This window comes from Pantoea sp. MT58, assembly GCF_014495885.1.
Lineage (GTDB): Bacteria > Pseudomonadota > Gammaproteobacteria > Enterobacterales > Enterobacteriaceae > Pantoea > Pantoea eucalypti.
Genome location: NZ_CP061083.1, coordinates 3,315,473 through 3,335,326 on the forward strand (window position 1 = coordinate 3,315,473; position 19,854 = coordinate 3,335,326).

Annotated in this window: 16 protein-coding genes and 1 pseudogene; 8 read left to right on the forward strand and 9 right to left on the reverse strand. The window is 55.0% G+C overall.

Annotation, left to right across the window (positions count from 1 at the left end; translation table 11 throughout):
* Positions 1-32: 32 nt before the first annotated feature.
* Genes IAI47_RS15725 through IAI47_RS15735 form a run of 3 tightly spaced genes read right to left on the reverse strand, consistent with a single transcriptional unit; the run spans position 33 to position 3,045 of the window.
* Positions 33-797 (reverse strand): DeoR/GlpR family DNA-binding transcription regulator, encoded by a 765-nt coding sequence (locus IAI47_RS15725; RefSeq protein ID WP_003854682.1) that lies wholly within the window; start codon positions 795-797, stop codon positions 33-35.
* 6 nt (positions 798-803) lie between these two features.
* Positions 804-1,784 carry a D-threonate 4-phosphate dehydrogenase gene (locus tag IAI47_RS15730; RefSeq protein ID WP_003854687.1) on the reverse strand — a complete coding sequence of 327 codons (981 nt, stop codon included), beginning with the start codon at positions 1,782-1,784 and terminating at the stop codon, positions 804-806.
* Entirely contained in the window at positions 1,777-3,045 is a 1,269-nt protein-coding gene (locus IAI47_RS15735) for a four-carbon acid sugar kinase family protein (RefSeq protein ID WP_008925601.1), read from the reverse strand. The genes IAI47_RS15730 and IAI47_RS15735 overlap by 8 nt, the downstream gene beginning before the upstream one ends.
* A 187-nt stretch (positions 3,046-3,232) precedes the next feature.
* Here IAI47_RS15735 and IAI47_RS15740 point away from each other — a divergent pair, with 187 nt between their 5' ends.
* From IAI47_RS15740 to IAI47_RS15760, 5 genes are all read left to right on the forward strand, one after another.
* A complete protein-coding gene (locus tag IAI47_RS15740) occupies positions 3,233-4,381 on the forward strand; it encodes an iron-containing alcohol dehydrogenase (RefSeq protein WP_008925600.1) in 1,149 nt (382 codons plus the stop codon).
* An 11-nt stretch (positions 4,382-4,392) separates the two neighbouring features.
* A complete protein-coding gene (locus IAI47_RS15745; protein WP_008925599.1) occupies positions 4,393-5,277 on the forward strand; it encodes a dihydrodipicolinate synthase family protein in 885 nt (294 codons plus the stop codon).
* Positions 5,278-5,356: 79 nt separating this feature from the next.
* Positions 5,357-6,772, forward strand: a complete 1,416-nt coding sequence (locus tag IAI47_RS15750; RefSeq protein WP_008925598.1) for a sodium:solute symporter family protein — start codon at positions 5,357-5,359, stop codon at positions 6,770-6,772.
* Position 6,773: 1 nt separating this feature from the next.
* Positions 6,774-7,970 (forward strand): exo-alpha-sialidase, encoded by a 1,197-nt coding sequence (locus IAI47_RS15755; protein WP_008925597.1) that lies wholly within the window; start codon positions 6,774-6,776, stop codon positions 7,968-7,970.
* Between the two features lie 8 nt (positions 7,971-7,978).
* Positions 7,979-8,650 carry an SDR family NAD(P)-dependent oxidoreductase gene (locus tag IAI47_RS15760; RefSeq protein WP_179291181.1) on the forward strand — a complete coding sequence of 224 codons (672 nt, stop codon included), beginning with the start codon at positions 7,979-7,981 and terminating at the stop codon, positions 8,648-8,650.
* 48 nt (positions 8,651-8,698) lie between these two features.
* Here the strand turns inward: IAI47_RS15760 and yacL are convergent, their stop codons facing one another.
* From yacL to IAI47_RS15775, 3 genes are all read right to left on the reverse strand, one after another.
* A complete protein-coding gene (gene yacL / locus IAI47_RS15765; protein WP_003854704.1) occupies positions 8,699-9,076 on the reverse strand; it encodes a protein YacL in 378 nt (125 codons plus the stop codon).
* Positions 9,077-9,265: 189 nt separating this feature from the next.
* Positions 9,266-11,863: a bifunctional aconitate hydratase 2/2-methylisocitrate dehydratase gene (gene acnB, locus IAI47_RS15770; RefSeq protein ID WP_008925596.1), complete on the reverse strand. Its 2,598-nt coding sequence runs from the start codon at positions 11,861-11,863 to the stop codon at positions 9,266-9,268.
* Positions 11,864-12,454: 591 nt separating this feature from the next.
* Positions 12,455-12,964: a phenolic acid decarboxylase gene (locus IAI47_RS15775; protein ID WP_003854706.1), complete on the reverse strand. Its 510-nt coding sequence runs from the start codon at positions 12,962-12,964 to the stop codon at positions 12,455-12,457.
* 105 nt (positions 12,965-13,069) lie between these two features.
* Between IAI47_RS15775 and IAI47_RS15780 the strand changes: the two genes are divergently transcribed.
* The 3 genes from IAI47_RS15780 to IAI47_RS15790 all read left to right on the forward strand — a co-directional run bounded on the left by IAI47_RS15780 (position 13,070) and on the right by IAI47_RS15790 (position 15,411).
* Positions 13,070-13,975 carry a LysR family transcriptional regulator gene (locus IAI47_RS15780; RefSeq protein WP_008925595.1) on the forward strand — a complete coding sequence of 302 codons (906 nt, stop codon included), beginning with the start codon at positions 13,070-13,072 and terminating at the stop codon, positions 13,973-13,975.
* 388 nt (positions 13,976-14,363) lie between these two features.
* Positions 14,364-14,765 carry a hypothetical protein gene (locus IAI47_RS15785; protein ID WP_008925594.1) on the forward strand — a complete coding sequence of 134 codons (402 nt, stop codon included), beginning with the start codon at positions 14,364-14,366 and terminating at the stop codon, positions 14,763-14,765.
* Entirely contained in the window at positions 14,758-15,411 is a 654-nt protein-coding gene (locus tag IAI47_RS15790; RefSeq protein WP_008925593.1) for a hypothetical protein, read from the forward strand. The genes IAI47_RS15785 and IAI47_RS15790 overlap by 8 nt, the downstream gene beginning before the upstream one ends.
* 266 nt (positions 15,412-15,677) lie before the next feature.
* On the opposite strand, the pseudogene IAI47_RS15795 reads toward IAI47_RS15790, so the two are convergent.
* From IAI47_RS15795 to aceF, 3 genes and pseudogenes are all read right to left on the reverse strand, one after another.
* A pseudogene (locus tag IAI47_RS15795) lies at positions 15,678-16,124 on the reverse strand (IS481 family transposase); the annotation flags it as partial.
* Positions 16,125-16,352: 228 nt separating this feature from the next.
* The gene (lpdA, locus tag IAI47_RS15800) at positions 16,353-17,777 is read right to left on the reverse strand and encodes a dihydrolipoyl dehydrogenase (RefSeq protein WP_008925591.1); all 1,425 of its coding nucleotides are present in this window, start codon (positions 17,775-17,777) and stop codon (positions 16,353-16,355) included.
* Between the two features lie 160 nt (positions 17,778-17,937).
* On the reverse strand, positions 17,938-19,842 hold the full coding sequence (aceF, locus tag IAI47_RS15805; RefSeq protein ID WP_008925590.1) for a pyruvate dehydrogenase complex dihydrolipoyllysine-residue acetyltransferase: 1,905 nt from the start codon (positions 19,840-19,842) through the stop codon (positions 17,938-17,940).
* Positions 19,843-19,854: the final 12 nt, after the last annotated feature.

Here is a 19,854-nt window from a genome sequence, read left to right on the forward strand (position 1 = left end):
CGATGAGGTCAGAGAAGCACGGCGCGTTCAGTTCAGGCAGAGGTCAGCGCCAGCGTAATACCGCGCTCGCGCAGCGTGCGACAGACATCCTCGTCTAACCGGCTGTCGGTCACTACATCGGTCAGATCATCCACCGGTGACGCGCAGAACAGCGACCAGGAGCCATATTTACTGCTGTCCGCCAGCAGAACCCGACGCGCCGCATTGGCCAGCAGGTCATGTTTCAGCCCCGCTTTCTCTTCAGTCGGCGTGGTAATACCGCGCTCAAGGCTCCAGGAGTTACAGCTGACAAACGCAATATCGGGATTGATGCTGCGCAGCAACCGCCGTCCATGTTCACCCACACAGGACTGACTGGAGTCGTCGATCCGGCCGCCAATAATCGTCACTTCGATCTGCTTAAACTCAGACAGAAACAGTGCAATGTGCAGGTCGGCCGTAATGACCCGCAGCGGCAGATGGGTGAGCTGTCGCGCCAGCTCCAGCATGGTGGTTCCTGCATCCAGCACCACCGCATCGCCCGCCCGGACAAAACTGGCGGCGCATGCGGCGATCGCCTGCTTCTCGGCCAGGTTCCGCTGCATTTTCTCCAGCGTAGTCGGCTGGGCAGGAATAAAACGATTCAGGGTGACGCCGCCATGACTGCGGCTGATCACGCCCTCTTTATCCAGCTTAATTAAATCACGTCGAATCGTGGCGGGTGAGGCGGAAATCGCACTGACCAGTTGCTCAACAGTCACCAGATTATGGCTTTTCAGGTAATCCATAATCTGGTCAAGACGGCTCTGTCCCTTCATATTTCCCTATGCGAGCTGCATCGCGAGTTTAATCGAGATCGCCATGCTGTCAGACTTCGCTTTACCTGTCCAGGCGATATCAAATGCCGTGCCGTGGTCAGCAGAGGTGCGGATAAACGGCAGGCCTGCGGTAATGTTCACGCCATCATAGAAGCCCAGCAGTTTAAGCGGGATGTGCCCCTGATCATGGTACATCGCCACCACCATGTCATAGCGTCCATCCTGGCACTGCAGAAACACCGTGTCCGGCGGGCAAGGCCCGGAGACATCAATCCCCTGCGCTTTCATCGCCTCAATCGCGGGGGCAACGGTGGTGATCTCCTCATCGCCAAACAGCCCGTTCTCGCCAGCGTGCGGATTAACACCTGCCACGGCGATACGCGGGGCGCTGTAGCCGACACGACGCAGGAAGGTGTCCGCCATACCAATTACCGTTTTGATGCGCGTCTGATTGAGCGTGTCGAGGAACTTACGCAGTGCAATGTGGGTTGTGACATGAATGACTTTCAGCTTATCGGTGTAGAGCACCATGGCGTAATCTTTGGTGTCAGTCAGGTGCGCCAGCAGTTCGGTATGACCCGGATAGAGATGGCCCGCCGCATGCATCGCCTCTTTGTTCAGCGGCGCGGTGGCTATGGCATGCACCTCACCGGCCAATGCCAGTTCGGTGGCACGCTTTACGCAGCGCCATGCCAGATCCCCCGCCTCTTTCTGCACCACGCCAGGTTTCAGCGCGTCGGGATCGGCCAGCGGCTCATCGATCACATTGATAATGCCGGGCGCAAACCGTGCATCCTGTACCCGATCCAGCACCCGCAGCTCGGCCTGTGGCGTGATGTTCATCGCCATAATGCGGCGCAGCGTACTGGCACAGCCAATCACCACGGCAGGAATGCCATTCAGCTCACCTTCAGAGAGCGCTTTAATGATGATTTCCGGGCTGATGCCCGCCGGATCGCCCATGGTGATCGCAATAATTTTACTCACTCGACTTCTCCTCAATAAAACCAATGGCTGCTACCAGGGTATTTTCATCACCAAAGCCACCCGCTTTGGTCATCACCGGCAGAGTAAATTCACTGTTAAGCAGAACCCCGTGCGGCACACAGCCCGCCACCAGACCCTGAATTTTAAAGCCGCTGGCCCCCAGCGCCTGAGCAACGGCTATCGCCACGTCGCCGCCCGACAGATAGAGCGCATGCGGCAGCTGTGCCCGGCACAGACTCAGGGTCATTTCGCCCAGCAGCTGACAGATCGCCTCACCCAGCTGCTGGCGCGTCACGCTGTGCTGCTGGCAGAGATCCTCGATCGCGTGTCGCTGGGATTCATGCTGGCAGGTACGGATCACCGTGTGGCGACCGGCACGCAGTGCGGCAGCCGCCTGTTCAATCCAGCTATCCCGGCCACACCAGGCGGGCTGCTGAAACAGCTGACGAATATCAACATCCACGATTTCCACTGCCTGCTGGTTAAGCAGCGTGGCGATCTGCTGCTCTGCCTGACGACTCATCGATCCCACCACCGCCAGCACAGGCCGCGAAGGACAAGAAGGACGAACTGAGAGCGCAGCACCCAGCGCATCGCTTAATCCGGCGGCCCCGACCAGCAGAGGCTTCTCTGCCAGCCGCGCCGCAGCGGTAATGAGTCGCGCCAGGTCGGCCTCCGTTTCGGCATCTACCACCACCACGCCCTGCGCAGCTGCCAGCACGGCATCCAGCCGATCGCTGCGCAGCGTGGCGAGATCGATCTCCATACCGTCGATCTGCATCTGATCGAGAATCCGGGCGCTGAGGATCGGGGTTTTGGGATCGCTGGCAAATTCGGTATCCGTCAGTAACCGCTGATTCACCCACACGCTGCCCTCACGTGTGGTGCGGCCCAGGCGCGGCACGGCCGGTGCCACCAGCGCCAGCCTTTTGCCGCTGGCGCGCAGTGCCGCCACCGTTTCAGCACCGACGTTGCCACGCAGCGTGGAGTCGATCTTTTTGAACAGCCAGCCCTGCTGAAACTGTGCCGCGTAATGCTGTACCACCTGCGTGACGTGCTCTGCCGCCTGACTGATGCTGACCGCCCGGCTGTCAGTACTGATTACCAGCACATCCGCCGCCTCGTCGGGCTGCGGCGCGGCGGTGCCGAACAGCACATGTACACGGGCACCGGCCTGTGCCAGTCCACTACCTGCATCGTTAGCACCGGTAAAGTCATCGGCGATGACCAGCACCGGGGTTTTCCATATTGATGAGCCCATCCTCACTCCTGTCAGGCTATTGCCGCTGTATTTGATTATATTCAATCATGATTGATTATATGTGAGCAAGTTCAAATTAATCGAAATCGATATGCCTTATAAAATTAGCCACAGAGAGTGACTGACTTCGCATTGCGCTGAGCAAAATTAATCATCTGCTCAGTCATGACAGAAAAAAGGGTATGAAATGAATATTAACAGCACGGTGATTAGCGGTTATCAGGCGTTAAACGACATGCGCTATCTGCTGAATGGCGTAACGACAGCGATAGTGGTGACAGACCGGAACATTGAAGCGATTCCGGCGGTTCAGGCGCTGATGGGGCAACTCCGGGATCAGATTCCGCGTATCAGCGTGGTCAACAGCGTGCCGCCCGAGCCGAGCCAGCATGATGTGGCCGCGATTATAGAAACGCTCGCGCAGCGCCAGGCCGACATGGTGATTGGCATCGGCGGTGGCAGCGTGCTGGATGTGGCGAAGCTGCTCTCGGTGCTGTGCATCGACGGAGCACCGTCGCTGGACGCTCTGCTGGCAGGCGAAAAACCGCAGCGCCGCACCCGTTCAATGCTCATCCCGACCACTGGCGGCACCGGTTCTGAAGCGACGCCGAATGCGATTCTGGCGATCCCGGAGAAAGAGACCAAAGTCGGCATTATTTCACCAGTGATGCTGCCCGATGTGGTGGCGCTGGTGCCGGAACTCACCACCAGCATGCCACCGCACATCGCCTCGTCTACCGGCATTGATGCCCTGTGTCACCTGATCGAGTGCTTCACCGCCAACGTGGCCAATCCGGTCAGCGACAACTATGCGCTGATTGGCATGAAGAAGCTGTTCGCTCATCTTGAAACCACCCTGCGCGAGCCAGAGAATCTGCAGGCGCGGCTGGAGATGCTCTGGGCCTCCTATTATGGCGGCGCATCGATTGCCCACGCGGGTACACATCTGGTACACGCAATGTCTTATCCTCTCGGCGGCAAATACCACCTGCCACACGGCGTCGCCAACGCCATTCTGCTGGCACCTTGCATGCGTTTTGTCCGTCCGGCCGCAGTGAGTAAATTTGCTCAGGCCTATGACCTGTTGCCCGATGCCAACCTTCGTCTGAACGATGAAGAAAAATCACATGCGCTAGTCGACTACTTCACCGCGCTGGTGGTGCGACTGCAGCTGCCTGCCAGCCTGGAAGCGCTGGGCATCGGTCCGGATCACCTGCCCTATTTAGTGGAAGCGGCACTCGACGTTCAGCGTCTGATAAAAAACGTGCCGATGGCGGTCACCGCCGACGATGTGCGCGCCGTCTACCTGACGCTGTTCCCTTCCTGCCAGGCGTAATGAGGATTGTCATGAATAAGAAAATAAACGGCGTACTGACCGCCATCGTCACCACCTTTGATCGTGAAGGTGCCTTTGATCCCGTGAGGCAACGTGAGCAGGTCAGACGCCAGATCAATGCCGGAAACGGCATCTTCTGTGGCGGAACTAACGGCGAATTTTTTGTGCTGAACGAGCAGGAGAAGATTGCAGTCACCACCACCTGCGTCGATGAGGTCAACGGCCAGGCCCCCGTAGTGGCGCATATCGGGGAGATTTCGACCCGTGAAACAATCCGGCTCGGCAAACAGATTGCCCGCCTTGGCGTGGATGCCGTTTCAGCGATCACGCCGTGGTTCGTTCCACTGAAGCAACAGGAGCTGATCGACCACTATCAGCGCGTGGCTGACGCGCTGTCGGTGCCGCTGTTCCTCTATAACATTCCGGCGCGCACCGGCAATACGTTGCAGCCAGAGACCGTCCGTACGCTGGCCGCGCACCCGAACATCATCGGCATCAAAGATTCAGCGGGCAGCTATGAAAGTCTGAGCGGATTCCTGCAGGCCACCGCCGATTGTGACGGCTTCGATGTGCTGAACGGCCCCGACTCGCTGATTCATCAGGGATTCGTTGATGGCTGCTCCGCCTCCATTTCCGGGCTGGCAAACGTGGCACCGGAGGCGATTAACGCCATCTGGGCGCGCTTCCGTGCCGGCGATATTGCCGGTTCGCATCAGGCACAGGAGAACGTCACCGGCCTGCGCACCGCGCTGTACAGCATCGGTTTCTCACCGGCCGCCGTGAAAAAAGCGGTCAGCCTGCAGGGCTTTGAGGTGGGTGAAAGCCGCTATGCGGTGCAGTTCAGCGCCGATGAACAGCAGCAGATTCGGCAAATCGTGAACCATTACCTGCAATAACGTCCATCGCCTTTGTACCCTATCGGTCAGATGAGAACGAACCTGATGGTCGCCATCTGCCAGAACAATCGAGGTCATGATGAAAGCATTTTCAACTGAGAGCACCTTACTGATCGTCGGCATGGTGGTCGCCTATATCCTGTTCACCACCTGGCTGACCTGGCGGCTGCGCAGTAAAACCAGCGGCGACTTCATGGAAGGCTCCCGCGCCATGCCCGCCTTTATCGTTGGCATTATGCTGATGTCAGAGTATATCGGGGCAAAATCGACCATTGGCACGGCGCAGGCAGCCTTTGAGGATGGCTTCGCCGCCTCCTGGTCGGTGATTGGCGCGGCGATTGGGTTCCCGCTGTTTGGCCTGATTCTGGTCAAACGCATCTACAACACCGGAAAAATCACGATCTCCGGTGCCATCGCCGAGAAATATGGCAGCTCAACCAAGAACATTATCTCGCTGATTATGATCTATGCGCTGCTGCTGGTGAACGTCGGGAACTACATCAGCGGTGCGGCGGCGATCTCCACCGTGCTGAAGATCGACCTGACGCAGGCGGCCTTTATCACCGCGGTGGTCAGTACCTTCTACTTTGCGTTTGGCGGCATGAAAGGCGTCGCCTGGGTTACGCTGCTGCACAGCGCCATCAAGTACATCGGGATTCTGATTATTCTCTATGTGGCGCTGAAAATGACCGGCGGCGTGGCCCCGATGATCGAGAAAATGCCGGCGTTCTACTGGACGTGGGATGGTCACGTCGGTGCCAGTACCATTGTGGCCTGGCTGATCGGGACCGTGGGTTCGATCTTCTGTACGCAGTTTGTGATCCAGGCGATCTCCTCCACCAAAGATGTGAAGTCCGCGAAGCGCGCTACCTGGGTCGCCTTCATCTTCTGCCTGCCGATCGGTCTGGCGATGGCGCTGATTGGCGTGGCGGCGAAGTTTGCGCATCCCGATATCAAGAGCCTCTATGCGCTGCCAGTGTTTCTGCAGGATATGTCACCGTGGCTGGCGGGTATCGTCACCACCTCGCTGGTGGCCTCGATTTTCGTCAGCGTCGGCACCGTTGCGCTGGCCATCGCCTCGCTGGTGGTGAAAGATTTTTACGTGCCTTATCGTAATCCGACGCCGGAGCGCGAATTTAAAGTGACGCGCTGGATCTCGATTGGCATCGGCTTCTTCCCGCTGCTGTTTGTCCTGTTCTTCCCGGAAGTGCTGAAGCTCTCGTTCTTTACCCGCGCGATTCGCCTGTCGATCACCGTGGTGGCGATCATGGCGTTCTATCTGCCGTGGTTTAAGAGCACGCGCGGTGCCAACGCCGGTCTGATTGGTGCCTGCGTGGTCACGTCCGTCTGGTTCCTGATGGGTAATCCGTTCGGTATCGACAATATGTATTTGGCGCTGATTACGCCGGCCATCATTTTGGTGATTGACCGCTGTATCCCGTCACGCCAGTCTCAGCCTCAACCGCAACACAATGCACAAAATAGTGGAGCCTAATATGACTCAGGAAACCGTCACCGCAGAACGCACCGGCCTGGTTGCGCCGCACCCGCAGGATAGCGCCCAGCAGATTGCGATGCTGCCCTCCTCCTGCCCGCAAAACCATGCGGCTAACCTGCTGCCGCTGCCCGATGGCGATCTGCTTTGCGTCTGGTTTGGTGGCACGCAGGAAGGGATTGCCGATATCTCAGTCTGGTGTTCCCGGCTGACAAAAGGCAGCGATCGCTGGAGTGACGCGCAGAAGCTTTCTGACGATCCGGGTCGCTCAGAACAGAATCCGGTGCTGTTTCTCGATCCCGACCAGGTACTGTGGCTGCTGTGGACGGCGCAGAAATCAGGTAATCAGGACACCGCGATCGTGCGCTATCGCCAGTCTCACGATATGGGCAAAAGCTGGGGCGAGATCAAAACCCTGCTGGATAAGCCCGGCACCTTTATTCGTCAGCCGATTGTCGTGCTGCCCAACGGCAACTGGCTGCTGCCGGTGTTTTACTGCCTGACGCAGCCCGGCGAAAAGTGGGTCGGCAGCTATGACGTCAGCGCGGTAAAAATCTCAGAAGATAAAGGCCAGAGCTGGCGCGACGTCAGCGTGCCTGACAGCACCGGCTGCGTTCATATGAACGTGACCCTGCTGGATGATGGCTCGCTGCTGGCACTCTACCGCAGTCGCTGGGCCGACCATATCTACCAGAGCCGCTCGTTTGATCAGGGTGAAAGCTGGAGTGCGCCCGAGCCGCTGTCGCTGCCCAACAATAACTCCTCCATTCAGGTCACGACGCTGCGCAACGGTCATCTGGCGCTGGTGTTCAATGCGATGAGCGCCGAAGGGGCCAGCGAGCGCCGGTTGTCGCTGTATGACGAAATTGAAGATGATGAAGAAGACGGTGACGTTGCGGTTGCCGCCGAGCCGGTGGTGCACAGCGGGCGCACCGCCTTCTGGGGCGCGCCACGAGCGCCAATGACGCTGGCGATCTCAACAGATGGCGGCAAAAGCTGGCCGCTGCAGCGCAATCTGGACGAGGGCGACGGCTACTGCATGACCAATAACTCTCAGCAGAAGTTAAACCGTGAGTTCTCTTACCCCAGCATCAAGCAGGGTGTGAACGGCGAACTCCATATCGCCTACACCTGGTATCGCCAGGCAATTAAATATGTGCGGGTCGGGGAGTCCTGGGTGCAGGGAGGTGACGCGTGATTGAAAAGATGGCGCTGGTGACCGGCGCAAGTTCCGGCATCGGTCAGGCGATTGTGGATCGCCTGCTGGATGAGGGCTGGCAGGTGATTGGCCTGAGCCGATCGGCGATAAACCGGTCAGACGCGGGCTGGCAGAGCCATCAGATCGATATCAGCGACAGTGCGGCATTGCAGGCTTTACTGGACAAACTGCCGGTGCCGCAGGCGGTGATCCATGCAGCGGGAATGATGCAGGCCGCGCCGCTCGGGGAGCTGGATCTGAACGCCAGCACACGCCTGTGGCAACTGCATGTTGCCGCCGCAGAACAGCTGGCCAACCATTTTGCGCCCCGGATGAACGCGGGCGGCAGAATCGTGTTGCTGGGTAGTCGCACGTCAGGCGGTGCGGCGTGCCGTAGTCAGTATGTGGCCACTAAATCGGCGATGATCGGCATGGTGCGCAGCTGGGCGGCAGAGCTGGCACCGCGCGGCATTACAGCCAATATCGTGGCGCCAGGTGCCACCGAAACGCCGATGCTACAACAGCCGGGCCGGGCCAGTTCCCCGCCGCGCTTGCCACCGATAGGCCGCTATATTCAGCCGCAGGAAGTCGCCGGACTGGTCGGGTTCCTGCTTTCGCCTGCGGCCGCGACAATCACCGGTCAGCAGCTGGTGATGTGCGGCGGTGCGTCGCTGAGTTGATGAACAGGCCGGGCGACTCGGGTAGCCCGGCCTGTATCAGCGTAAAAATTACCGTACGGGTTTACCGTACTGGTTCACAAACTGGCGATAGGCGGCGATCACCAGCTGAAAATCTTCAATGCCGCAGAAGGAGAGGCTCTCTTCGTCGTAGTAGTTCATCCCCTCCTCCATGCCGTCATCTTCCAGAGCCAGCAGGTTGGCGCGAATCATTACCTCTTCCTCATCCAGCAGGATGGTGTACTCGCTACCGACGCGCTGCCACTGACGCACGCTGCCTTTGACGTCTTCGATTGCGGCTTCGACTTCATCCAGCAATCCTGGATCGTTTTTCACCTCTTCGTTGAACCAGTGGCCGACCGCTTCATGATCCATCGACATACGAACTTTAATCTGTCCGGTCACATCGCGTAAAAATTCATATTCCATCGCCCGTTCCTCTTAACGTCATCGCGTCACTAAATGAGTGTCAGCGCTGCCTGCGCGGCAAAGTGTGACACGTCGCGCATTATTACAGGCTGTCTGGCGAAATCCAGCTTTTGATCGTCTCTCTGGCCAATGCCGGGACGAAAAAAAGGGGCGAATCATCGCCCCTTTCTGTTACTGCCAGGTGAAGAATCAGACCGCAGTCTGGAAAATCACGCCGTCAGCTTTGTCAGTGTACTGCGCCAGCTGGTCAAAGTTGAGATAGCGATAAGTGTCGCTGGCTGTTTTATCAACCTGCTCCATGAATTGCTGATACTCATCCGGCGTTGGCAGTTTGCCAAGCAGAGACGCGACCGCAGCCAGCTCCGCAGATGCCAGGTAGACGTTAGCGCCATTACCCAGACGGTTCGGGAAGTTACGGGTCGAGGTGGAAACCACCGTCGCACCGTCTGCAACACGTGCCTGGTTACCCATGCAGAGTGAACAGCCTGGGATCTCGATACGCGCACCGCTTTTGCCGAATACGCTGTAGTAGCCCTCTTCGGTTAGCTGTGCTGCATCCATCTTGGTTGGCGGTGCCACCCACAGACGCGTTGGCAGCTGACCTTTGTGGCTATCCAGCAGTTTACCGGCGGCACGGAAGTGACCAATGTTAGTCATGCATGAGCCGATGAACACTTCGTCGATCTTCTCGCCCTGAACGTCAGAGAGCAGACGTGCATCGTCCGGATCGTTTGGTGCGCAGAGGATCGGCTCTTTGATGTCAGCCAGATCGATTTCGATCACCGCAGCATATTCAGCATCGGCGTCTGCTTCCAGCAACTGAGGATCGGCCAGCCATTTCTGCATGCTTTCAACACGACGCTCCAGTGTACGACGATCGCCGTAGCCTTCTGCGATCATCCACTTCAGCAGTACAATGTTGGAGTTCAGGTATTCAATAATCGGTGCTTTATCCAGCTTGATGGTACAGCCCGCAGCGGAACGCTCTGCTGACGCATCAGACAGCTCAAACGCCTGCTCGACCTTCAGATCCGGCAGACCTTCAATCTCCAGGATACGGCCAGAGAAGATGTTTTTCTTACCTTTCTTCTCAACGGTCAGCAGACCCTGTTTGATCGCATACAGCGGGATGGCGTGAACCAGATCGCGCAGCGTAATGCCTGGCTCCATTTTACCTTTGAAGCGCACCAGCACCGATTCCGGCATGTCGAGCGGCATAACGCCGGTCGCGGCGGCAAACGCCACCAGGCCTGAACCCGCTGGGAAAGAGATGCCGATAGGGAAACGGGTATGGGAGTCACCACCGGTGCCCACGGTATCCGGCAGCAGCATACGGTTCAGCCAGCTGTGGATAATGCCGTCACCCGGACGCAGTGATACACCACCACGGTTCATGATGAAGTCTGGCAGCGTGTGGTGCGTGCTCACATCCACCGGCTTAGGATACGCGGCAGTGTGACAGAAGGACTGCATCACCAGATCGGTCGAGAAGCCCAGGCAAGCCAGATCTTTCAGCTCGTCACGGGTCATGGGACCGGTGGTATCCTGCGAGCCAACCGAGGTCATCTTCGGTTCGCAATAGGCGCCTGGACGAACACCGGCTACGCCACAGGCGCGGCCCACCATTTTCTGCGCCAGTGAGAAGCCACGGGTGCTCTCCGCAACATCTTTCGCCTGACGGAATACGGTGCTGTGCGGCAGACCCAGTGACTCACGCGCTTTGGTGGTCAGTCCACGACCGATGATCAGCGGAATACGGCCACCGGCACGCACTTCGTCAATCACCACTTCGGTTTTGAGTTCGAAGCTGGCCAGCAGTTCGTTGGTTTCGTGATTGCGGACTTCACCTTTAAACGGATAGATGTCGATGACATCACCCATGTTCAGGTTGTTGACGTCTACTTCAATCGGCAGTGCGCCTGCATCTTCCATGGTGTTGAAGAAGATTGGCGCAATTTTACTGCCCAGCACCACGCCGCCGCCTTTTTTATTTGGCACGTTCGGGATGTCGTCGCCCATAAACCACAGCACCGAGTTGGTGGCAGATTTACGCGAGGAACCGGTTCCGACCACATCGCCGACATAGGCCAGCGGGAAGCCTTTGGTCTTAAGCGCTTCGATCTGTTTGATCGGACCGATGTTGCCTGCCTCATCCGGCTCAATGCCTTCACGGGCATTTTTCAGCATCGCCAGGGCGTGCAGTGGAATGTCCGGACGTGACCAGGCATCCTGGGCTGGAGAGAGATCGTCGGTGTTGGTTTCGCCAGTGACTTTGAACACCGTAACGGTGATTTTCTCAGCCAGTTCAGGACGTGACAGATACCATTCCGCATCGGCCCACGATTGCATCACCTGCTTCGCGTATTCATTACCCGCTTTCGCTTTCTCTTCAACATCATAGAAGTTATCGAACATCAACAGGGTGTGTGAAAGGGCTTTCGCCGCGATTGGGGCAAGCTTGCTATCGTCCAGCGCTTCAATCAGCGGGTGAATATTGTAACCACCCTGCATGGTGCCGAGCAGTTCAACCGCTTTTTCAGGAGATATCAGAGGAGAGGTTGCTTCGCCTTTAGCGACAGCCGCCAGGAAACCGGCTTTGACATACGCCGCTTCATCGACGCCAGGTGGGACTCGGTTGACCAATAAATCGGTCAAAAATTCTTCTTCACCCGCAGGTGGATTTTTCAGCAGTTCAACCAGCGCGGCCATCTGGGAAGCCTCTAAAGGCTTAGGTACAATTCCCTGGGCAGCACGCTCGGCAACGTGCTTACGGTATTCTTCTAGCACGACGTTATCCTCGCTCTCATTATGTAGGGCTTTCCGACCACCTTGCTCACTTATGGAGAACACACTTCCCTTTCTCGTCCAGGTTGAGGTGCCCGGTTTCGCGGAGGGCAGAATAGCAGGATTCCGTCTGTTTGTTAATCTGTTTACAAAAATACAACATAATCCACTACGCCCATTCTGCCCGCTTATCTCCCCGCATCAGGCTCCTGAGTGAGCCGATTTGGTCTCACAGCAGCTTACCGTATTCCAGTGAAATGGCGACACGATAAGGTCAGCTTTGCAGCGGTTTAAGCGAAATGATTCAGTGAAATAGATAACCGACAGGAATAGAACGCGGTGTGAATCGGGTGTAAAACAGCGGTGAGTTTGACAAAATCTCAACACCAGAGCGAAGTGTGAGGTTCTTTTGGCGTCAGAGGATTACAGCGTAGTTTTCATTTCCTGCAGTGATAGTGGCTGGTCCCGCCGCCAGAACGCGCCCTCTTCCCTTTCCGTCATGGCAAGAGGGCTCAATTCTCTTTTAATACCTGCACTGCCTGCCTGGGCAATCCATTTTTAACAAATGGACGCCATGACCGCTTTTGTTCTGCGTTAATTTTGCAGGTTAGCTGGCCAATTGGCAGGCAGCTGGTCAGGCGGACAATCAATCACGCTTTCATTATTTTCGCCCACTTCGCGGATAACGGTCAGCGTCGCGAATTCATCGATAATCTCAGTTGGATAAGCCGGACCCGTTTCGCGGAATTTTGCCATCTCTTCCAGATGATCGTTCTGGAAGCAGACGGTTTTTTCCGGGTTGTTCATTACCCAGCGAGGGAAGAAGATGGTGCCATGGAAGATTTTATCGGCCAGATTAACGGCCAGGCTGACATCGGTGCCGGTAGGTTCGGTCCAGGAGACTTTATAGACATCCTGCGCCAGACGAACGACATAGACATGCTGATTTTTAACCCAGCGATTTCCCACCATGCCGCTGTGAATACGGTAGTCGATGGTGCTGGCATTTTTGATGTAGAGCTCGTAGTTCCAGCCATTGTCATAGGTATAAACCAGATGTTTACCGACGATGCCAGACAGGTCATGTTTATCAAAAGTACTCATGATTAACTCCTCATTTGTTTCCGTTGAGAGGATTATTGCGCGTTACAAAAGCGATGAATAACGCTATTTTTAGCGCTAAATAATTCATTTTTTAGATGAGTCAACATGTACAGGACAACGCTGGAACAGTGGTATCTGCTCGATGCAGTAGTCAATGAAGGGAGTTTTGCGCTGGCAGCGGAGAAGAACCATCGCAGCCAGTCTTCATTGAGCTACCAGCTGGGCCTGCTTCAGCAGCGGCTGGGGCTGACGCTGTTACAGCAGGAGGGCCGCCGTGCGATGCTGAGTGCAGAGGGACATCAGTTGCTCGCGCAGGTGCGTCCTTTGCTGGCGGGATTCAGTGCGCTTGAGGCGCAGGCTAATGCACTACAACGCGGCGAGCGGTCACGCATCGATCTGATGGTCGATGCGACGCTGCCCAAACATTTGCTGTTTGATGTGCTCCAGACCTTTCAGCAGCGCTATCCCCATGTGCGTATCTGGTTCAGCGAAATCGTCCGAAGTGAAACGCCTGACAGACTGGCGGAAAATCAGGCCGATCTCTGGCTGGTGGCGCAGCAGGGCGATACGCAGTTTGCAGGCGAAAGCCTGATGAGTGTCGATTTCGTCGCCGTTGCCCATCGCGACCACCCATTACACCGCGAACCCGCCCCGCTTAATGCGGCCACGCTGGCTCGCTGGCCCTGCATTACCATACTGGATCGTCAGCAACAGCAGCAGTCAGAGGTGAATGGCGAACAAGCGGAAAACTGGTCATTTACAACACTGTCGGCCGCGATTGAGGCGGTCCAGCACCAGTTAGGTTATGGCTGGCTGCCGGAACAGAATATCGCCGCGCTTTTAGAGAGCGGTGAGCTTCGTCCCCTGCCGCTACTGCAGGGCCGCCGACGCAGCAGTTCACTGGTGATGCATATAAACGAAGAGAGACTGCCGGCCAATAGCGCCATTGCGGCACTGGCGCAGATGTTTATTGAACGGGTGGCGCAGGAGAAGCGCATAGCTGAGCGCTAAAGAGGCTGAGATTGTTTCCGTTGACGCGGGGAACACGCAAAAAACACGCATTCCAAAGATTAAGCTGCGGTTTATCCCCCTCAAGCGTGGAACACCAGATTGGCGATCATTGGCAGGCCCCTGATTGTGGTTATATAAGGCTGTGGTGAAGGCCGGAACGCTGCTCAAGTAATCGCAATCATTATGTATAGATTATAGTAATCTATATCTTAATATACCAAACGTTCTCATACGATCAGATTGCTGGCCCAAAGCGGTAATCTTTGGTCTATCCGGCACTAAAGCTATCTACACAGTCAATCACCGTCGATACAAAGCGCCTAAAGAACGAGAGCCGATCCCCTTTAACGAAAACCAAATTACTGATGCTGAGATAGCTAATCGAGGTATGACATTCACCTATGAGCTTTTCAACATCTATCACATGATAGAATCAGGGGTTATCAGCAAAGAGGCTGCTCGTGAAGCCTTCAAGCAAGAATGCCTCATGGACTTCAGACACAGCCTTCACCGGCTCGACTTCAATCACTGCTATGATCGAGCGGTGGTTTACTCCCTTATAATCCCTGCCGACAGCAACTTTACTGTCTCAAGGTTTGATAAAATCGCAATACAGCACAGTGAGAATCATTGGCACTTACTCAATATTGAAAGCATTGAGATAGACCGTGTTCCTTACGATGAGGTAAGCAATGGCACAGTCGGCATCAAGGTTGATAGGATAGTGCCGGAAGCAAGGGACTACTATGTAGTCAAAGTAAGCGAGGATAAGGACCTTCAGGATGCGTAGCTACAGTGAGATCGCAAAGCGTATAGCCAAAATCATTATATCGCCTGAGTCAGCGATAGGATTAATGCATGGAGTCCTGTCTGTGCCTACAGACATTGGCTATCTTGCCTATGGATTTCTTGATACAGACAGCCGCTATCAACGTGAAACAGAGAAAATAAGGATGGTTAGTGCCATCAGGCATGGCATTCTTGAAAATCACAACTTCATGAAGACAATCGAGACTGTGCTCAATATCTTCAACAAGAATGTGCCTGAATTCAAGCAGAACGCTATCTATAGCAAAACGATGGCTTCAGTTGCTGGCCGGACGCTTACGAACTCACTAATAGCCGGAAGATTAGCAACTACCATTGCGCAGCGTAGCTCCTTCCTTGTTGCGGTCAGAGGTGGCCTGATTGGTAATGCTTTACTGATCGGTGGCATGACAGAGAGATGTGTCTACACCTCTGAAAAGCTTCAAAAGAACAACCCAGAAGTCTACAACGCGCTACGCGTGCGGAACTATGATTTACTTTACTTCTTAGTTGAGCCAGCTCTGAACCCCTTCTTAGAAGCTCTGAATGTAAAGCGAACTCAGGGACAACCGGCTTTTGAGAAGATCATTGAGATGGTAGACCAGGAGGTAAACGCTAATGCGAGATAATGGGCCGGCTAAGTTGAGCTTAGGTAAACGCATCATGTATAGCCTTATAGAGGCGTCAGGTGCGATCATAGGCGGGTTCTTGCTCTTACTATGCTGCTACTGGTTCTTTCACTATGAAACGTGGCATGAGAGGCTTATAGCGATTGGCTTATCTATAGGGGTTGTCTATCTGATAGGTAAGGTCTTACCTGAACGGCCAAATCAGTAAGCCCCTCATGGGGCTATACTAAGTTTTATCAGCTCAGGCCTCATCTGAAAGTTACCCGTTATTTATACAGGTATCTATCAGAGTATATTTGGATTGAATTCTTCTCAGCCCAGAGGCGTTTTCCATCAAGTAATATTTCCATAAGCGTCCGGCCAGGGCACATTTTCCCCTGATGAGTTCGCTAATTATTAAGTGAGCCAGCCAGTCATTAAGATCAGATTTTAATGTGTCGGGTTCACCATACAGGTTTTTGTGGAACGTCACCTGATATAATTCCTGCAATATCGTGATGTGGAACCGCATCGCAGTTGCCGTTCGTCTATGGTGACATCGCTTTGGTCTTCGTATGGTCTATATCATTTATTGCCAGACAAAGTTGATAATCATGCTGCTCCACTTTGCCACAGTACTCTATGCCTCCTTCGGTCAGTATTCTTAGAATTGGCAGGCCCTGAGACGCATAAATTGACAGTACACGTTCATTCAGCAGATCTGCCGCTGCAATAAAACGTGTCACGTGGGATAACCATGATTTACAGGCGGTTTATCCCCTGCTAACGCGTGGAGCACTCTAAATTTATTTGCCTGATTACTAAATACTTATTCGCACTCAAAAATTCCACCAAATTTAACGCTCTGATTTTACCCAACATCACACCTAATCCCACCACCAGAATCCAGGCCAAAAAAAAGCCCCCATTACGGGAGCTTTCTCAATAGCTGCGGCAGAAACTTATTTCTTCTTCGCTTTCGCGTTAGGCAGATCGGTGATGCTACCTTCGAAGATCTCTGCAGCCAGACCCACTGACTCATGCAGGGTCGGGTGAGCATGGATGGTCAGCGCGATATCTTCCGCATCACAACCCATCTCAATCGCCAGACCGATTTCGCCTAACAGCTCACCGCCGTTAGTGCCGACAATCGCGCCACCAATAATACGGTGCGTCTCTTTGTCGAAAATCAGTTTGGTCATACCGTCTGCACAATCAGAAGCGATAGCACGGCCTGAAGCAGCCCACGGGAAGGTGGAGGTCTCGTAGCTGATGCCTTTCTCTTTCGCTTCTTTCTCGGTCAGACCGACCCAGGCAACTTCTGGCTCAGTATAGGCAATTGAAGGGATCACTTTCGGATCGAAGTAGTGCTTCAGACCGGAGATCACTTCGGCGGCAACGTGGCCTTCATGCACACCTTTATGCGCCAGCATTGGCTGACCGACGATGTCGCCGATAGCATAGATGTGTGGCACGTTGGTACGCATCTGCTTGTCGACGCGGATGAAACCGCGATCGTCCACTTCCACGCCCGCTTTACCAGCATCCAGACCTTTACCGTTCGGCACACGACCGATAGCTACCAGCACCGCGTCATAACGCTGCGCTTCACCTGGTGCTTTTTTGCCTTCCATTGAAACGTAAATGCCATCGTCTTTCGCTTCAACGGCGGTCACTTTGGTTTCCAGCATCAGGTTAAATTTCTTGCTGATTTTCCTGGTAAAGACTTTCACCACGTCTTTATCCGCAGCCGGGATGACCTGGTCGAACATCTCAACCACATCGATCTCTGAACCCAGCGCATGATAAACCGTCGCCATTTCCAGACCGATGATGCCGCCGCCCATAACCAGCAGACGCTTCGGCACTTCTTTCAGTTCCAGCGCATCGGTAGAGTCCCAGACGCGTGGATCTTCATGTGGAATGAATGGCAGTTCGATTGGGCGTGAACCCGCAGCGATGATGGCATTATCGAAGTTGATGGTGGTCGCGCAGCCTTCTCCTTCAACCACAAGGGTGTTAGCACCGGTGAATTTGCCCAGGCCATTAACCACGGTGACTTTACGACCTTTTGCCATACCTGACAGGCCGCCAGTCAACTGGTTGATAACCTTCTCTTTCCAGCTGCGAATCTTGTTGATATCAGTAGATGGCTGGCCAAACACAATGCCATGCTCTTCAAGGGCTTTCGCCTCTTCAATCACTTTAGCAACGTGCAGCAGCGCTTTAGATGGGATACAACCGACGTTCAGACAAACACCACCGAGGGTGCTGTAACGCTCTACCAGTACGGTTTCCAGACCTAAATCCGCACAACGGAAGGCTGCAGAGTAACCTGCAGGACCTGCCCCAAGTACCACGACCTGGGTTTTCATCTCTGTACTCATCATGACCTCTTAATTGATATCCGGCGGGTCAGACGTTCTTATAATGCCCTTGTTCCACCGGGACTTTCACCGCAAGAGTTTACAGAATTGTTAACAAACTGCCAACAGCGGCGCGACGAATCGTTAAAGGAAGGCCGGCATTCGCCGGCCTTCTTAACATTTACATAACTAAACGACGAATATCAGACAGCATATTGCCGATAATGGTGATGAATCGCGCACCATCAGCACCGTCGATCACGCGGTGGTCGAAGGAGAGAGAAATCGGCATCATCAGACGCGGAGTAAACTCTTTACCGTTCCACACCGGTTCCATCGCCGATTTAGAGACACCCAGGATAGCCACTTCCGGCGCGTTAACGATCGGCGCGAAGTGGGTAGTGCCCAGGCCGCCCAGGCTGGAGATGGTGAAGCATCCGCCCTGCATGTCGCCCGCTGTCAGCTTACCGTCACGCGCTTTCTTCGAAATCGCCATCAGTTCACGGGACAGCTCGGTAATGCCTTTCTTATTCACGTCTTTAAAGACCGGAACAACCAGGCCATTTGGCGTATCAACCGCCACACCGATATTGATATATTTCTTCAGCGTCAGTTTCTGCGCATCTTCAGACAGCGAACTGTTGAAGCGTGGCATCTGCTCAAGCGCCGCAGCGACCGCTTTCATGATGAACACCACTGGGGTGTATTTCACATCCAGCTTACGCTTCTCTGCTTCAGCATTCTGCTGCTTACGGAAAGCTTCCAGGTCGGTGATATCAGTTTTGTCGAAATGCGTAACGTGCGGGATCATCACCCAGTTACGGCTCAGGTTCGCGCCAGAAATTTTCTGGATACGGCCCAGTTCGACTTCTTCGATTTCGCCAAACTTACTGAAATCAACTTTCGGCCATGGCAGCATGCCAGGCAGACCGCCGCCGCTGGCCGCAGCAGGTGCTGCTTCAGCGCGTTTCACGGCCTCTTTCACGTAAGTCTGCACGTCTTCTTTCAGAATGCGACCTTTACGGCCGGTGCCTTTGACTTTCGCCAGGTCAACACCGAACTCGCGCGCCAGGCGACGAATCACCGGGGTAGCGTGAACGTAAGCGTCGTTCTCTGCGAACTCACCTTTGCTTTCTGCTTTAGCGGCGGCAGGTGCTGCTGCGGCTTTCGCTTCAGATTTGGCAGCAGGCGCCGGTGCGGCTTCCTGTTTCGCAGCCGCAGGGGCAGCCGGAGCAGCACCTTCGACTTCGAACACCATGATCAGTGAGCCGGTGCTGACTTTATCGCCCGTCGCGACTTTCAGCTCTTTGACGATACCCGCAAACGGTGCCGGCACTTCCATAGAGGCTTTGTCGCCTTCAACCACGATCAGTGACTGCTCAGCTTCCACCTTGTCGCCAACCTTAACGAGGATCTCGGTGACTTCAACTTCGTCTCCCCCGATATCCGGAACGTTAACGTCTTTTGCGCCCGCAGCCGCGGCAGGTGCCGATGCCGCTTCTTCTTTCACTTCTGGCTTCGCATCAGAGGCCGGTGCTGCACCTTCTGCTTCAAAGACCATGATGGCTGAACCGGTGCTGACTTTGTCGCCGGTCGCAATGGTGATCTTTTTGACCACACCCGCGAACGGAGCCGGGACTTCCATTGACGCTTTGTCACCTTCGACGACAATCAGTGACTGCTCGGCTTCGACTTTGTCGCCAACCTTAACCAGAATCTCAGTGACTTCGACTTCGTCACCGCCGATATCCGGCACAGCCACTTCTTTGCTGGCAGTGGCCGCAGCAGCGGCTGGCGCAGGCGCCGCATCCGCTTTCTTCTCTTCGGCGGCGGCAGGGGCTGCTTCCGCAGCGCCTTCAGCATCAAACATCATGATCAGCGAACCGGTCTCAACTTTGTCACCGGTAGAGATTTTAATCTCTTTGACTACGCCAGCCTGTGGCGACGGCACTTCCATTGAGGCTTTGTCGCCTTCCACGGTGATCAGCGACTGCTCGGCTTCCACCTTGTCGCCAACTTTCACCAGAATCTCGGTGACTTCAACTTCGTCAGACCCGATATCCGGTACCTTAATTTCGATAGCCATTACTCTATTACC

Excerpts from the sequence above, each read along its gene's own strand:
- IAI47_RS15725 (WP_003854682.1), bottom strand. The coding sequence starts at position 797 with ATGAAGGGACAGAGCCGTCTTGACCAGATTATGGATTACCTGAAAAGC.
- IAI47_RS15735 (WP_008925601.1), bottom strand. The coding sequence starts at position 3,045 with ATGGGCTCATCAATATGGAAAACCCCGGTGCTGGTCATCGCCGATGAC.
- IAI47_RS15740 (WP_008925600.1), top strand. The coding sequence starts at position 3,233 with ATGAATATTAACAGCACGGTGATTAGCGGTTATCAGGCGTTAAACGAC.
- IAI47_RS15745 (WP_008925599.1), top strand. The coding sequence starts at position 4,393 with ATGAATAAGAAAATAAACGGCGTACTGACCGCCATCGTCACCACCTTT.
- IAI47_RS15750 (WP_008925598.1), top strand. The coding sequence starts at position 5,357 with ATGAAAGCATTTTCAACTGAGAGCACCTTACTGATCGTCGGCATGGTG.
- IAI47_RS15755 (WP_008925597.1), top strand. The coding sequence starts at position 6,774 with ATGACTCAGGAAACCGTCACCGCAGAACGCACCGGCCTGGTTGCGCCG.
- IAI47_RS15760 (WP_179291181.1), top strand. The coding sequence starts at position 7,979 with ATGGCGCTGGTGACCGGCGCAAGTTCCGGCATCGGTCAGGCGATTGTG.
- yacL (WP_003854704.1), bottom strand. The coding sequence starts at position 9,076 with ATGGAATATGAATTTTTACGCGATGTGACCGGACAGATTAAAGTTCGT.
- IAI47_RS15775 (WP_003854706.1), bottom strand. The coding sequence starts at position 12,964 with ATGAGTACTTTTGATAAACATGACCTGTCTGGCATCGTCGGTAAACAT.
- IAI47_RS15780 (WP_008925595.1), top strand. The coding sequence starts at position 13,070 with ATGTACAGGACAACGCTGGAACAGTGGTATCTGCTCGATGCAGTAGTC.
- IAI47_RS15785 (WP_008925594.1), top strand. The coding sequence starts at position 14,364 with ATGACATTCACCTATGAGCTTTTCAACATCTATCACATGATAGAATCA.
- IAI47_RS15790 (WP_008925593.1), top strand. The coding sequence starts at position 14,758 with ATGCGTAGCTACAGTGAGATCGCAAAGCGTATAGCCAAAATCATTATA.
- lpdA (WP_008925591.1), bottom strand. The coding sequence starts at position 17,777 with ATGAGTACAGAGATGAAAACCCAGGTCGTGGTACTTGGGGCAGGTCCT.
- aceF (WP_008925590.1), bottom strand. The coding sequence starts at position 19,842 with ATGGCTATCGAAATTAAGGTACCGGATATCGGGTCTGACGAAGTTGAA.